Below are 13,009 nucleotides of genomic sequence, written 5' to 3'. Positions count from 1 at the left end.
CACATTATATAGGGATTTGAAGCGCGAGCGGGATAGTGGGTTGGCAATGGGATCTAGATGTGGGAGCGGGCTTGCTCGCGAAGGCGGCGGATCAGCTAGATATTTCTCACAGATCCACCGCATTCGCGAGCAAGCCCGCTCCCACACAAGCCCACTGCATCAATCGTCGTCAGTGCGTACGGGCGACCGCGAATTCACTCAGCTCGACCAGGGCGTCCCGGTATTCGCTGGCAGGCAGAGCTTCAAGGCACTTGATGGCGCGGGCGACGTAGTCACGCGCCAGTTGCGCGGTGTACTCCAGAGAGCCCGAGGCTTCCACAGCTGCGCGGATGGCCTCCAGGTCTTCGATCCCGCCTTTCTGGATCGCCTTGCGCACCAGGGCGGCCTGTTCCGGCGTGCCTTCGCGCATGGTGTAGATCAGCGGCAAGGTCGGCTTGCCCTCGGCCAGGTCGTCACCGACGTTCTTGCCCAGGGTTTCGGCGTCGCCCTTGTAGTCGAGCAGGTCGTCCACCAACTGGAACGCCACGCCCAGGTGATCACCAAAGGTGCGCAGGGCTTCGGCCTGTTCGGCAGTGGCGCCGCACAGGGCGGCAGCACTGTGGGTGGAGGCTTCGAAGAGCATCGCGGTTTTGCCGCGGATTACTTCCATGTAGGTTTCTTCGGTGGTGCTGGCGTCGCGGATCTTCGACAGCTGCAACACTTCGCCTTCGGCGATGATTCGCGTGGCTTGTGAAAGAATCTTCATCACCGGCATCGAGCCCAGTTCGACCATCATTTCGAACGAGCGCGAGTACAGAAAATCGCCGACCAACACGCTGGGGGCGTTGCCCCACATGGCATTGGCGGTCTCACGGCCACGGCGCATGCCGGACATGTCGACTACGTCGTCATGCAGCAGGGTGGCGGTGTGCAGGAATTCGATGGTGGCGGCCAGCAGGCGCAGTTCATCGCCTTCGCGGCCCAGGGCCTTGCCACACAGCAACACTAATAAAGGACGCAGGCGTTTGCCGCCCGCCGACGTAATGTAGTCGCCAATTTTGGAAACCAGCGGCACTTTAGAAGTCAGCTGCTGCTTGATGATGCCGTCGACGGCGCTAAAATCGTCCGCGACCGCGCGGTAGAAAGCTTGGGGTTGCATCAGCGACAGTCGCTCCAGAAGGGTTGCGCGGCATGCTAGGACCCTCACCCCCGGGTGTCAAGGCGCGATAGACGGCCTCTTGCAACGCTCCGTTGCCTTGCGTACAATCGCGCACCCTGAACTTCCTGGGCAGCACCTGCCTTACGCAATTGCATTCGGGACGTCCATCCCATGCAGCCATGCCAGCCAATACCTCTTCTTATAAAGCGCTGGGTGAGCAGGATTATCGGAGAAATACCATGTCGTACGCAGTAATTGTTACTGGTGGCAAGCAATACAAGGTCGCCCCAGGTGAATACCTGAAGATCGAAAAACTGGAAGTCGCCACTGGCGAATCCGTTACCTTTGATCGCGTTCTGTTGGTCGCCAATGGCGATGACGTGAACATCGGCGCTCCAGTTGTTGCTGGCGCTACCGTTGTGGCTGAAGTGATCTCCCAAGGTCGTCACGATAAAGTCCGCATCATCAAGTTCCGTCGTCGTAAGCACCACATGAAGCGTATGGGCCACCGCCAGTGGTACACCGAGATCAAAATCACCGGTATTCAGGCTTAATTTCAGCCTAATTCCTCACTAGGAGAATTGACTCATGGCACACAAAAAAGCTGGTGGTAGTACCCGTAACGGTCGCGACTCAGAAGCCAAACGCCTTGGCGTGAAGATGTATGGCGGCCAGAAAATCATTCCGGGCAACATCATCGTGCGTCAGCGCGGCACCCAATTCCACGCCGGTTACGGTGTTGGCATGGGTAAAGATCACACCCTCTTCGCTAAAATCGAAGGCGTGATCAAGTTTGAAGTAAAAGGCGCTTTCAACCGCCGTTACGTGAGCGTTGTCGCCGCTTAATTGCGCGATCGCTGGAAAAGCCCTGTCTCGCGACGGGGCTTTTTCGTTTGTGGAGTGAGTCTCTTGCAAAGCTGTTTGTAATGAGCTCAGGCGCTGGATACGCGGTCATTGTTTGAGGTCGCTGCGCTCATTTTTGCAAGAGTCTTATGTCTTGGTTTCTTAAGCTCGTCCATGCGACGAGAGGCGTTTTGTTATGAAGTTCGTTGATGAAGTTTCCATCCGAGTAAAAGCAGGCGACGGCGGTAACGGTTGCATGAGTTTCCGTCGCGAAAAATTCATCGAAAACGGTGGCCCCAACGGTGGTGACGGCGGTGACGGCGGTTCCATCTACATGATGGCCGACGAAAACCTCAACACCCTGGTCGACTACCGTTACACCCGGCACTTCGATGCCGAGCGTGGCTCCAACGGCGGCAGCACCGACTGCACCGGTAAAAAAGGCGAAGACCTGGTACTGCGCGTACCGGTCGGCACCACGATCATCGACTCGGCCACCCAGGAAGTGATTGGCGACCTGACCAAGGCCGGCCAGAAACTGATGGTTGTGCAGGGCGGCTGGCACGGTCTGGGTAACACCCGATTCAAGTCCAGTACCAACCGTGCACCACGCCAGACCACGCCGGGCAAGCCGGGCGAGCAGCGTGACCTCAAGCTGGAAATGAAAGTACTGGCTGACGTCGGCCTGTTGGGCCTGCCGAATGCCGGCAAAAGTACCTTCATCCGCTCGGTCTCGGCCGCCAAGCCGAAAGTCGCCGACTACCCGTTCACCACCCTGGTGCCAAACCTGGGCGTGGTCAGCGTGGACCGCTGGAAAAGCTTCGTGATCGCCGACATTCCAGGCTTGATCGAAGGTGCTTCCGATGGTGCCGGCCTGGGGATTCGCTTCCTCAAGCACTTGTCGCGTACCCGTTTGCTGCTGCACCTCGTCGACATGGCGCCGCTGGATGACACCAGCGCACCGGACGCCGCCGAAGTGATCGTCAGCGAACTGACCAAGTTCAGCCCGGCCCTGGCCGAGCGCGATCGTTGGTTGGTGCTCAACAAGTGCGACCAGATCCTGGAAGAAGAGCACGAAGAGCGCGTCAAGGAAATCGTCGATCGCCTGGAGTGGGAAGGTCCGGTCTACGTGATCTCGGCCATCGCCAAAGAAGGCACCGAACGCCTGACCCGCGACATCATGCGCTACCTGGAAGACCGCGCCGACCGCCTGGCGGCCGACCCGGTGTTCAAGGCCGAACTCGCCGAGCTCGATCAACAGATCGAAGACGAAGCCCGTGCCCAGCTGCAAGCCCTGGATGACCAGCGTGCCCTGCGCCGCAGCGGCGTGAAGTCGGTCCATGACATCGGCGACGATGATTGGGACGAAGAAGACGTGGATGATGAAGACGGTCCGGAAATCATTTACGTGCGCGACTGATTCGTTGCAGTAAACTTAAGCGCCGCTCACTCGAGCGGCGTTTTGGTATCTGGGTATACGAGCAGTCACTCAAGTAGTCACGAATAACGTTATGGGCCGCGCTGGGTCGCGCAGCCCTCAATCTAAGGTTGAAGATGATGCGGAGCAAAGTGACAGGTGCGCAGCGCTGGGTCGTAAAGATCGGAAGTGCGCTGCTGACGGCGGATGGCAAAGGTCTGGATCGCGCAGCCATGAGCGTCTGGGTCGAGCAGATGGTGGCCTTGCATGAGGCCGGTGTCGAGTTGGTGCTGGTGTCGTCCGGGGCTGTGGCCGCCGGCATGAGCCGCCTCGGCTGGACCGCGCGACCCAGCGCGATGCACGAGCTGCAAGCCGCCGCTGCCATTGGCCAGATGGGCCTGGTGCAAGCCTGGGAATCCAGCTTTGCCGAGCATGGCCGCCACACGGCGCAGATCCTGCTGACCCACGACGACCTGTCCGACCGCAAGCGCTACCTCAACGCCCGTAGCACCCTGCGCGCGCTGGTCGAGCTCAAAGTGATCCCGGTGATCAACGAGAATGACACGGTGGTCACCGACGAAATTCGTTTCGGCGACAACGACACCCTGGCCGCGCTGGTGGCCAACCTGGTGGAGGCCGACCTGCTGGTGATCCTCACCGACCGCGACGGCATGTTCGACGCCGACCCGCGCAACAACCCCGATGCCCAACTGATCTACGAAGCCCGCGCCGATGACCCGGCGCTGGATGCCGTGGCCGGCAGCGTCGGCGGCGCCCTGGGCCGTGGCGGCATGCAGACCAAGCTGCGTGCTGCACGCCTGGCCGCGCGTTCCGGTGCGCATACCATCATCGTCGGCGGGCGCCTGGAGCGTGTGCTGGACCGTCTCAAGGCCGGTGAGCGCATTGGCACGTTGCTGTCGCCGGAACGCGGCATGCTGGCGGCACGCAAGCAGTGGCTGGCCGGACACCTGCAAACCCGTGGCACGCTGGTGCTGGACGATGGTGCCGTGTCGGCGCTGTCGCAAGGCAACAAGAGCCTGCTGCCAGTGGGCGTCAAATTGGTGCAGGGCAGCTTCCGCCGTGGCGAGATGGTGGTGTGTGTGGCGCCCGACGGTCGTGAGATCGCCCGTGGCCTGGCCAACTACAGCGCCCTTGAAGCGCAGAAAATCATTGGACAATCGTCTGACGCGATTGTCGGACTATTAGGTTACATGGCCGAACCCGAACTGGTTCACCGCGATAACCTGATCCTGGTCTAAATAAAGGGAATACACGATGCGCGTCATGAACGGAGTACTCGGCCTGTTGCTGGCTCTGCCGCTGCTGGCCTCGGCTGAAGAAATTGGCCAGGTGTCGACGGTGTTCAAATTTGTCGGGCCTAACGACCGGATCGTGGTCGAGGCGTTTGATGATCCCAAGGTTGATGGCGTGACCTGCTACCTGTCGCGCGCCAAGACGGGCGGCGTCAAAGGCGGCCTGGGCCTGGCCGAGGACCGCGCCGAAGCCTCGATAGCCTGCCGCCAGGTTGGCCCGATTCATTTCAACGGTGAGCTCAAGGATGGCGACGAAGTGTTCAAGGAACGCACCTCGCTGGTGTTCAAGACCATGCAGGTGGTGCGCTTCCTCGACAAGAAGCGCAATACCCTGGTTTACCTGGTCTACAGCGACCGTTTGATCGAAGGCAGCCCGCAAAACGCAGTCACGGCGATTCCGATTTTGCCGTGGCCGACCGCTCAGTAACCGGCGGGCGAGTTTTGTAATCGGCGTCTATGATTGCAGGCTTGCAGTCTGTAATCTCGAACGGCCGCAACGCGAAGAACATGGGATATCTGGAGTTCGTCATGAGTGCTTTCCACGACCTGAAACTCAAAGCTTTGGACGGTCAAGAGCTACCGCTGGCGCCCTTCAAGGGGCAAGTTGTGCTGGTGGTGAATGTGGCCTCCAAATGTGGCTTAACCCCGCAATACGCGGCGTTGGAAAACCTCTATCAGCAGTACAAGGGCCAGGGATTTACCGTATTGGGCCTGCCGTGCAACCAGTTTGCAGGCCAGGAACCGGGCACCGAGGAAGAAATCCAGGCGTTCTGCAACGTGAACTACGGCGTGACCTTCCCACTGGGCAGCAAGCTCGACGTCAACGGCCACGATCGCCACCAGTTGTACCGCTTGCTGGCGGGCGAGGGCGCCGAGTTTCCTGGGGATATCACCTGGAACTTCGAGAAGTTCCTGCTCGGCAAGGACGGCCGAGTGCTGGCTCGATTCTCGCCGCGTACCGCGCCAGATGATCCGACGATCGTGCAGGCCATCGAAAAAGCCCTGAGCTGAACGCTGCCAGAGGCTTTATCGGCAAGCGCGCTCCTTGTAGCGAGCGCTCTTGTAATGACGAGCGAGCTTGTTGTGGCGAGCGGGCTTGCCCCGCGTTGGGTTGCGAAGCAGCCCCAAAACCGACACCGCATTAAGCCGATAACCGCGCTGGCTTCAAACAGGGCCACTGCGCCGCCCAACCCGAGTCAAGCCCGCTCGCCACAGGTTCGTGGTGATTCACCTCCTGACTTTTACCCCTTAATCACCCAAATCAATAGTGCTTTCAGGCTCTGCGCACTGCCCATATTATCCGCATCATAAATACCTTTTCCGCGGAGTGCTCCCATGCCTGTCCAAGCCTTGTTCAAACCTTTCCAGCTCGGTGCACTGCAACTGTCGACCCGCGTGGTCATGGCGCCCATGACCCGTTCGTTTTCGCCGGGTGGCGTGCCCAATGCCAAGGTCATCGAATACTACCGCCGCCGCGCTGCCGCCGGCGTGGGCCTGATCATCACCGAAGGCACCGTGGTCGGTCATCAGGCCTCCAACGGTTACCCGAACGTTCCGCATTTTTACGGTGAGGCCGCGCTGGCCGGCTGGAAAGAAGTGGTCGACGCCGTACACGCCGAAGGCGGCAAGATCGTGCCGCAACTGTGGCACGTGGGCAGCGTGCGCCGTATCGGCACCGAGCCTGACGCCAGCGTACCGGCCTACGGGCCGATGGAAAAACTCAAGGACGGCAATGTGGTCGTCCACGGCATGACCACCCAGGACATCCAGGACGTGATCAATGCCTTCGCCCAAGCCGCCAAGGATGCCCAGCGCATCGGCATGGACGGCGTAGAGATCCACGGCGCCCACGGTTACCTGGTTGATCAGTTCTTCTGGGAAGGCACCAACCAGCGCACCGACGAATACGGTGGCAGTCTGGCCAACCGTTCGCGGTTTGCCATCGAATTGATCCAGGCCACCCGCGCCGCCGTAGGCCCGGACTTCCCGATCATCCTGCGTTTCTCGCAGTGGAAGCAGCAGGACTACACTGCGCGCCTGGTGCAAACACCCGAGGCGCTGGGTGAGTTCCTTAAGCCGTTGTCCGACGCGGGTGTGGATATTTTCCACTGCTCCACCCGTCGTTTCTGGGAGCCGGAATTCGAAGGCTCCGACCTCAACCTGGCCGGCTGGACCCGCCAGCTCACCGGCAAACCGACAATCACCGTCGGCAGCGTCGGCCTGGACGGCGAGTTCCTGCAGTTTATGGTCAACACCGACAAGGTCGCGCAGCCGGCCAGCCTGGAAAAGCTGCTGGAGCGCCTCAACAACGACGAGTTCGACCTGGTCGCTGTGGGCCGTGCCTTGCTGGTGGACCCGGATTGGGCGGTGAAGGTGCGCGAGGGGCGCGAGGGCGACATCCTGCCGTTCAGTCGTGAGGCGTTGACGACCCTGGTGTAAGAGGCGAAAGGGCGGGCACCGGGTGTCCGTCCTTGCACACTCCGCGTAACTGGCGTTCGAACTGTTCGATAATCGCCGGCCAGCCCTGGCGGCTCGCATGTTGGCGAGCATTCAGGCGCATGCGGCGCAGGCTCTCTGCATCTTCCAGCAGCCAATTGGCGGCATCGCAAAACGCAGCCTCATCCCCCGGCATCGCCAGCACGCCGTTGTAGCCATGGCGGATATGCTGGGTTGCGGCCGCCTGGTCGTAGGCCACCACCCCCAATCCCGAGGCCATCGCCTCCAGCACCACGTTGCCGAAGGTTTCAGTGAGGCTGGGGAACAGGAACACATCGCCTGAGGCGTAATGCCGGGCCAGTTCTTCACCGCGCAGGGTGCCGCAGAAAATCGCCTCCGGCAGTTCCTTTTCCAGCATCGTGCGTTGTGGGCCATCGCCGACGATGATCAGTTTCATCTGGCGCAACGGATATGTGTCTTGCAAGGTTTCAAAGCAGCGCTTGAGCAGCCCCAGGTTTTTCTCCTGCGCCAGTCGACCTACGTGCAGCACGGCGATCTGTTCAGCGTTCAATGCCCAACTTTCCCGCAACGCGTGGTCGCGTTTCGCCGGGTGGAACAACTGGCTGTCGACCCCGCGCGCCAACATTCCCAGGCGCTCGAAATTCCGCCGCTCCAGCTCCAGGCGCTGACTGGTGCTGGGGACCAGCGTCAGCGTCGAGCGGTTATGGAACCAGCGCAAATAGTGCGTGACCATGCGGCTGAGCAGGCTCAAACCGTATTGGTTCGAGTACTGCTGGAAGTTGGTGTGAAAGCCACTGACCACGCTGATGCCCAGGCGCCGTGCTGCGCGCAACGCCGACAAGCCCAATGGGCCTTCGGTGGCGATGTAGAGCACGTCGGGGCGCTGACGGGTCCAGCGGCGCAGCAACTTATGCATCGACGACTGGCCCCATTGCAGGCCGGGGTAGCCCGGCAGCGGCCAGCCGCGGCACAGCAACAACGCGTCATCGCTGGGGCGGCTTTGATCGCTGCCCTGGCGTGGGCGCACCAACTCGACCTGATGGCCGCGCGCGCGCAAACCTTCACACAGGCGGCCAAGGGTATTGGCCACCCCGTTGATCTCTGGCGGGAAGGTTTCGGTGATCAGGGTGATGTGAAGCGAAGCTGTCGTCATGACCCACAGTGTCACCGTGGGCCATGTCGTCATTGTGTCATTGGCATGATGGATTTATGACCGGGTCACTTTCTGCATTGCCATCGCCTCGGCGCCTTGCTCGCGCACCCAGAACAGCGTGGCCCCGGCCACCGCCGCTGGCATCATCAGCAGGTTGACCACGGGCACCAGCAGCACCAGGTAGACGATGCCGCCGAAGGTCATGCTCTGCCAGCGCTTCTGGCGCAGCCAGGCGAGCATCTCGTTCCAGCCCAGCTTGTGGTTGTCTGCCGGGTAGTCGATGTACTGGATCGCCATCATCCACACGCCGAACAGCAGCCACAACGGCGCGGCGATCAGGTTGACCACCGGAATGAATGACAGGATAAACAGGCCGATGGCGCGTGGCAGGAAGTAGCCCAGCTTGCGCATTTCCCGCGCCAGCGTGCGGGGCACCATCGCCACCAGTTCGCCCCAGCTGAACGGCGGGAAGTCGTCGGTGCCGCGCACCACCACTTCAACTTTCTCTGCGAGAAAGCCGTTGAAGGGCGCCGCGATGATATTCGCCAGCATGGTGAAGGTGAAAAACACCATCAGCACCACCAGCACCACAAACAGCGGCCACAGGATGTAACTGAGGAAACTCAACCAGCCCGGCAGCGTCGGCATCAAGGTGTCGACCCACAGGCTGAACTGATGGCCGGCGAAGTAGATCAAACCGACGAACAGCACCAGGTTGATCGCCAGCGGCAGCACTACAAACAGGCGCAGGCCTGGGCTCAATACCAGTTTGAGGCCTTCGCGCAGGTATTGCGGGCCGGAAAGAGCAGGGGCGGGCATGGAGAACTCCGAGCAGGATGACAAACGCGCCGACCTTACCGCCTTTGCATCTTGGGCGAAAGCAGCGACATCACAGGTAACATCTAAGCACAATGGCGTCGATTAATCGGGTGGCAGGGATAGAGACCACCTATGAGCTGGATTGTTATTCCGTATTTCCTTAATCTTGCCCCCCTCGATACGCTGCACCCATTATTTTTCAGGACCGGCGAGTTCAAGCCTTCCCCAAGTGCTTCGCGGTCCTTTTTTATTCCAGCCGTTCTGTAGTCCGGACGGTCGATAGGAGTGAGTCATGTCTGATACCCGTCATTCGCGAGTGATTATTCTCGGTTCCGGCCCTGCCGGTTACAGCGCTGCCGTTTACGCTGCCCGGGCCAACCTCAAGCCGCTGCTGATCACCGGCATGCAGGCGGGCGGTCAGTTGACCACCACCACTGAAGTCGACAACTGGCCGGGCGACGTCCATGGCCTGACCGGCCCGGTGCTGATGGAGCGTATGAAAGAACACGCCGAGCGCTTTGAAACCGAGATCGTTTTCGACCATATCAACCAGGTCGACTTCTCGAAAAAGCCTTACAGCCTGACCGGCGACAGCGGTGTGTACACCTGTGACGCGCTGATCATCGCCACTGGCGCCAGCGCCCGTTACTTGGGCCTGCCGTCGGAAGAAGCGTTCATGGGCAAAGGCGTATCCGCCTGCGCGACCTGCGACGGTTTCTTCTACCGCAACAAGCCTGTTGCCGTGGTCGGTGGTGGCAACACCGCCGTCGAAGAGGCGCTGTACCTGGCCAACATCGCCAGCACCGTGACCCTGGTTCACCGCCGCGAGACCTTCCGCGCCGAGAAGATCCTGATCGACAAGCTGCACGCCCGTGTCGCTGAAGGCAAGATCATCCTCAAGCTCAACGCCACCCTGGACGAAGTCCTGGGCGACAACATGGGCGTGACCGGCGCTCGCCTGAAAAATAACGACGGCAGCTTCGACGAGCTGAAAGTCGACGGCGTGTTCATCGCGATCGGCCACACTCCGAACACCTCGCTGTTCGAAGGCGTGCTCGAAGCCAAAGACGGTTACCTGGTGGTGCAAGGCGGCCGTGAAGGCAATGCCACCGCGACCAACATCGAAGGCATTTTTGCTGCCGGTGACGTGGCTGACCACGTCTATCGCCAGGCCATCACCTCGGCTGGCGCCGGCTGTATGGCGGCCCTGGACGCCGAGCGTTACCTCGACGGTTTGAAGGACGCTTCGTTCTAAACCCGTTGAAATGAAAAAACCGGCTGCGAGGCCGGTTTTTTTATGCGCGGGATTTGATGATCACCGCCGTTCAAATGTGGGAGCGGGCTTGCTCGCGAAAGCGGTGTGTCAGGCCGTAAATGTATTGACTGATCTACCGTCTTCGCGAGCAAGCCCGCTCCCACATTTTTGATCTATGTTCGACTCAGGATTTACGGCTCAGTGGCTGCGCGGCAAATGTCACACCGGCCAAACCGTGCGCAATCAACGCACGAATATTGCCGTGGTCACTGCCTTCCGGCGTAGCCACCACCGAACGGTAATGCTCACCAAACGCCAGCAGCGCTTCCTGATCGCTCAAGCCTTCCAACAGCGCCAAACCCAGCGTCTTGCAAGACCCTTCGTTCTGCCCGGCGGCGTTTTCCACGCTGCCATTGGTGAAGGCTTGCGGCTGGTAGTCGTAACCGGCAGCGACAAAAGCCAAGGTGTCGGCAAAAACGTGTTCGCCGCTGTTGAGGCTGGCGCGCAGGGTGTTCAAATCAGTCATGGGTTTTTCCTTGGGCAAATGCCGCCTGTTGCTCGGCATTGGCTTCTTTCTGGTATTGGGCTTTCCACTCGGCGTACGGCATGCCGTACACCACTTCACGGGCGTCATCGAGGCTCAGCTCGATGTGGCGCTCGTCGGCCTCGGCCTTGTACCACTTGGACAAGCAGTTACGGCAGAAGCCCGAGAGGTTCATCAGGTCGATGTTCTGTACATCCTTGCGGCTGTCCAGGTGTGCCACCAGCCGGCGGAAGGCGGCGGCTTCGAGTTCGAGGCGTTGTTGATCGTTCATGGTGGTCTCTTTGAGACAGCTTCAAGCGGGCAAGCTTCAAGCTGCAAGTTGGAGTGTGGTCGGCCTTTAGCTTATCGCTTGCCGCTAACGGCTTGCAGCCAGCGTTATCGACACCGACTCGGCAAAGCGCAGCGCGTGAGGCTTGTCCACTTCGACTTCGGCGTACAGCACCGACTCGTTGCTCATCACCAGGTCCAGCAGCTCCTGGGTCAGGCGCTCGAGCAGGGCGAAGCGGTTGCCTTCGACGTGGGCGATGATGGCCTTGGTGATGGTGCGGTAGTTCAGCGCGTGGTCGATGTCGTTGTCGCGCACGGCTTCCTGGGCGGCATACAGGATGGTCAGGTTGATCAGCACGTCCTGCTTGTTGAGGATTTCGTCCTCGTTGATGCCGATAAAGGTGCGCAGGCACAGGTCCTTGACCCGGATGCGCGCCATGCCTGGTTGAAGTTGTGGCATTGCTACTTGCTCCGTCCAATCAGTTGCAGGAACTCCATGCGCGTGGTGTTCGACTCGCGGAACGCGCCGAGCATCACCGAGGTGTTCATGGTTGAATTCTGTTTTTCCACGCCGCGCATCATCATGCACATGTGCTTGGCTTCGATCACCACCGCCACGCCGGCGGCTTGGGTGACCTGCTGAATCGCGTCGGCGATTTGCCGCGTGAGGTTTTCCTGGATCTGCAGGCGTCGGGCGTACATGTCGACAATGCGCGCCAGCTTCGACAGCCCGAGCACCTTGCCGGTCGGAATATAGGCCACATGGGCCTTGCCGATAAAGGGCAGCAAATGGTGCTCGCACAGCGAATACAGCTCGATGTCCTTAAGGATCACCATCTCGTCATTGTCGGACGCGAACAGCGCACCGTTGACGATTTCGTCCAGGTTCTGCTCGTAGCCGTGACACAAGTACTGCATGGCCTTGGCAGCGCGCTTGGGGGTGTCGAGCAAGCCTTCGCGTTGCGGGTCTTCGCCCAGGCCTTTGAGAATTTCGCGGTAGTGTTGGGGCAGGGACAAGGTCATACAACATCCTCACAAACGGCTTACTTGATATGCCGCCCGCCGTTGACGGTCAGGGTGGTACCGGTGACATAAGGGTTGTCCAGCAGGTAACGCACGCTCTGGTAGATCACCTCGGGCCCGGGCTCGATGCCCAGTGCCGATTTGGCCAGGACCTTGGCGCGGTAGGCCGCGTCGTCGCCCTCGTTGAACATCACCATCGCCGGCGCAATGCCATTGACCTTGATCAACGGCGCGAACTGCGCAGCAAACGACAACGTGAGGCTGTCGAGCCCGGCCTTGGTGGCGCAATAGGCAATATGCTGACGGCTGCCTTTGCGCACCACGTCGTCGCTGATATGCACAATATCGGCAGGTGAAGAGCGTTGCAGCAAGGGTGAACAATGCAGGTTGATCAGGTACGGCGCAAGCATGTGCACGCTGAACATGTCGGTAAATGCGCGGCTTTCGTCGCCGGGCGTTTCCGCGACCCACGCCGAAGCGTTATGGATGATCGCGCGCAGGCTGTTGGTGTGGGTTTGCAGTTGGGCGATGAAGGCCAGAATCCCGGCTTCACTGGAGAAGTCGGCAAACACGCCGATCGCGCCACGCTCGCGCAAGGCCTCAACGCCTGGACGCTCGCTGCGGTAGCTGAAAATAACCGGCTGGCCCTCGTCCAGCAGGCGCTCGGCGCAATGCAGGCCGACACGCTGGCCGGCACCGGTGATCAGGATCGGGGCGTTCGTTGCAGTCATGGGTGGCTCAAGTCGCTGGCAGGTTGAAACTATACCAGCGACCGGCCGC

At 60.4% G+C, this 13,009-nt stretch carries 16 protein-coding genes; 8 read left to right on the top strand and 8 right to left on the bottom strand.

Features of this window, described 5'->3' with window-relative positions; translation table 11 throughout:
• Positions 1–169: 169 nt before the first annotated feature.
• Positions 170–1,138, bottom strand: a complete 969-nt coding sequence (locus tag L8K08_RS26535; protein WP_242201118.1) for a polyprenyl synthetase family protein — start codon at positions 1,136–1,138, stop codon at positions 170–172.
• Positions 1,139–1,377: 239 nt separating this feature from the next.
• On the opposite strand from L8K08_RS26535, the gene rplU reads away from it, so the two are divergent.
• The 7 genes from rplU (at position 1,378) to L8K08_RS26500 (ending at position 7,150) form a co-directional block, all read left to right on the top strand.
• Positions 1,378–1,692 carry a 50S ribosomal protein L21 gene (gene rplU / locus L8K08_RS26530; protein ID WP_007950961.1) on the top strand — a complete coding sequence of 105 codons (315 nt, stop codon included), beginning with the start codon at positions 1,378–1,380 and terminating at the stop codon, positions 1,690–1,692.
• 34 nt (positions 1,693–1,726) lie between these two features.
• On the top strand, positions 1,727–1,984 hold the full coding sequence (rpmA, locus tag L8K08_RS26525; RefSeq protein WP_003176049.1) for a 50S ribosomal protein L27: 258 nt from the start codon (positions 1,727–1,729) through the stop codon (positions 1,982–1,984).
• A gap of 193 nt (positions 1,985–2,177) precedes the next feature.
• Entirely contained in the window at positions 2,178–3,401 is a 1,224-nt protein-coding gene (cgtA, locus tag L8K08_RS26520) for an Obg family GTPase CgtA (protein ID WP_016976186.1), read from the top strand.
• 137 nt (positions 3,402–3,538) lie between these two features.
• The gene (gene proB / locus L8K08_RS26515) at positions 3,539–4,657 is read left to right on the top strand and encodes a glutamate 5-kinase (protein WP_026013771.1); all 1,119 of its coding nucleotides are present in this window, start codon (positions 3,539–3,541) and stop codon (positions 4,655–4,657) included.
• A gap of 16 nt (positions 4,658–4,673) precedes the next feature.
• Positions 4,674–5,138: a CreA family protein gene (locus L8K08_RS26510; protein ID WP_145164324.1), complete on the top strand. Its 465-nt coding sequence runs from the start codon at positions 4,674–4,676 to the stop codon at positions 5,136–5,138.
• A gap of 101 nt (positions 5,139–5,239) precedes the next feature.
• Positions 5,240–5,722, top strand: a complete 483-nt coding sequence (locus L8K08_RS26505; protein ID WP_106578205.1) for a glutathione peroxidase — start codon at positions 5,240–5,242, stop codon at positions 5,720–5,722.
• 324 nt (positions 5,723–6,046) lie between these two features.
• Positions 6,047–7,150, top strand: a complete 1,104-nt coding sequence (locus tag L8K08_RS26500) for an NADH:flavin oxidoreductase (protein WP_145164322.1) — start codon at positions 6,047–6,049, stop codon at positions 7,148–7,150.
• On the opposite strand, the gene L8K08_RS26495 is transcribed toward L8K08_RS26500, so the two are convergent.
• Both L8K08_RS26495 and cysZ read right to left on the bottom strand, forming a co-directional pair.
• Complete coding sequence (locus tag L8K08_RS26495) at positions 7,119–8,321, bottom strand: glycosyltransferase family 1 protein (RefSeq protein WP_119736716.1); 1,203 nt, start codon at positions 8,319–8,321, stop codon at positions 7,119–7,121. The two genes, L8K08_RS26500 and L8K08_RS26495, sit on opposite strands and share 32 nt — an antisense overlap.
• Positions 8,322–8,375: 54 nt before the next feature.
• Positions 8,376–9,140 (bottom strand): sulfate transporter CysZ, encoded by a 765-nt coding sequence (cysZ, locus tag L8K08_RS26490; protein WP_242201116.1) that lies wholly within the window; start codon positions 9,138–9,140, stop codon positions 8,376–8,378.
• Between the two features lie 292 nt (positions 9,141–9,432).
• On the opposite strand from cysZ, the gene trxB reads away from it, so the two are divergent.
• Positions 9,433–10,395, top strand: a complete 963-nt coding sequence (trxB, locus tag L8K08_RS26485) for a thioredoxin-disulfide reductase (RefSeq protein ID WP_010206474.1) — start codon at positions 9,433–9,435, stop codon at positions 10,393–10,395.
• Between the two features lie 184 nt (positions 10,396–10,579).
• Here the strand turns inward: trxB and L8K08_RS26480 are convergent, their stop codons facing one another.
• From L8K08_RS26480 to folM, 5 genes are all read right to left on the bottom strand, one after another.
• Positions 10,580–10,921, bottom strand: coding sequence for a HopJ type III effector protein (locus L8K08_RS26480; RefSeq protein ID WP_145164318.1), 342 nt, complete (start codon positions 10,919–10,921; stop codon positions 10,580–10,582).
• On the bottom strand, positions 10,914–11,210 hold the full coding sequence (locus L8K08_RS26475) for a DUF1244 domain-containing protein (RefSeq protein WP_242201113.1): 297 nt from the start codon (positions 11,208–11,210) through the stop codon (positions 10,914–10,916). Before L8K08_RS26475 ends, L8K08_RS26480 begins: the two co-directional genes overlap by 8 nt.
• A gap of 84 nt (positions 11,211–11,294) precedes the next feature.
• Positions 11,295–11,666, bottom strand: coding sequence for a dihydroneopterin triphosphate 2'-epimerase (gene folX / locus L8K08_RS26470; protein WP_003194073.1), 372 nt, complete (start codon positions 11,664–11,666; stop codon positions 11,295–11,297).
• Between the two features lie 2 nt (positions 11,667–11,668).
• On the bottom strand, positions 11,669–12,229 hold the full coding sequence (gene folE, locus L8K08_RS26465) for a GTP cyclohydrolase I FolE (protein WP_145164314.1): 561 nt from the start codon (positions 12,227–12,229) through the stop codon (positions 11,669–11,671).
• 20 nt (positions 12,230–12,249) lie between these two features.
• A complete protein-coding gene (folM, locus tag L8K08_RS26460) occupies positions 12,250–12,960 on the bottom strand; it encodes a dihydromonapterin reductase (RefSeq protein WP_145164312.1) in 711 nt (236 codons plus the stop codon).
• Positions 12,961–13,009 lie beyond the last annotated feature (49 nt).

Source organism: Pseudomonas sp. TREG-RG-20F-10-E-6-01 (assembly GCF_022662455.1).
Lineage (GTDB): Bacteria > Pseudomonadota > Gammaproteobacteria > Pseudomonadales > Pseudomonadaceae > Aquipseudomonas.
This window is presented reverse-complemented; position numbering and strand designations above follow the sequence as displayed.

What these genes read in the sequence shown, in the direction of transcription:
- cysZ (WP_242201116.1), bottom strand. Translation starts at nt 9,140, where the DNA reads ATGCCCGCCCCTGCTCTTTCCGGCCCGCAATACCTGCGCGAAGGCCTC.
- folE (WP_145164314.1), bottom strand. Translation starts at nt 12,229, where the DNA reads ATGACCTTGTCCCTGCCCCAACACTACCGCGAAATTCTCAAAGGCCTG.
- proB (WP_026013771.1), top strand. Translation starts at nt 3,539, where the DNA reads ATGCGGAGCAAAGTGACAGGTGCGCAGCGCTGGGTCGTAAAGATCGGA.
- L8K08_RS26495 (WP_119736716.1), bottom strand. Translation starts at nt 8,321, where the DNA reads ATGACGACAGCTTCGCTTCACATCACCCTGATCACCGAAACCTTCCCG.
- folX (WP_003194073.1), bottom strand. Translation starts at nt 11,666, where the DNA reads ATGCCACAACTTCAACCAGGCATGGCGCGCATCCGGGTCAAGGACCTG.
- rpmA (WP_003176049.1), top strand. Translation starts at nt 1,727, where the DNA reads ATGGCACACAAAAAAGCTGGTGGTAGTACCCGTAACGGTCGCGACTCA.
- rplU (WP_007950961.1), top strand. Translation starts at nt 1,378, where the DNA reads ATGTCGTACGCAGTAATTGTTACTGGTGGCAAGCAATACAAGGTCGCC.
- folM (WP_145164312.1), bottom strand. Translation starts at nt 12,960, where the DNA reads ATGACTGCAACGAACGCCCCGATCCTGATCACCGGTGCCGGCCAGCGT.
- L8K08_RS26505 (WP_106578205.1), top strand. Translation starts at nt 5,240, where the DNA reads ATGAGTGCTTTCCACGACCTGAAACTCAAAGCTTTGGACGGTCAAGAG.
- L8K08_RS26475 (WP_242201113.1), bottom strand. Translation starts at nt 11,210, where the DNA reads ATGAACGATCAACAACGCCTCGAACTCGAAGCCGCCGCCTTCCGCCGG.
- trxB (WP_010206474.1), top strand. Translation starts at nt 9,433, where the DNA reads ATGTCTGATACCCGTCATTCGCGAGTGATTATTCTCGGTTCCGGCCCT.
- L8K08_RS26535 (WP_242201118.1), bottom strand. Translation starts at nt 1,138, where the DNA reads ATGCAACCCCAAGCTTTCTACCGCGCGGTCGCGGACGATTTTAGCGCC.
- L8K08_RS26500 (WP_145164322.1), top strand. Translation starts at nt 6,047, where the DNA reads ATGCCTGTCCAAGCCTTGTTCAAACCTTTCCAGCTCGGTGCACTGCAA.
- L8K08_RS26510 (WP_145164324.1), top strand. Translation starts at nt 4,674, where the DNA reads ATGCGCGTCATGAACGGAGTACTCGGCCTGTTGCTGGCTCTGCCGCTG.
- cgtA (WP_016976186.1), top strand. Translation starts at nt 2,178, where the DNA reads ATGAAGTTCGTTGATGAAGTTTCCATCCGAGTAAAAGCAGGCGACGGC.
- L8K08_RS26480 (WP_145164318.1), bottom strand. Translation starts at nt 10,921, where the DNA reads ATGACTGATTTGAACACCCTGCGCGCCAGCCTCAACAGCGGCGAACAC.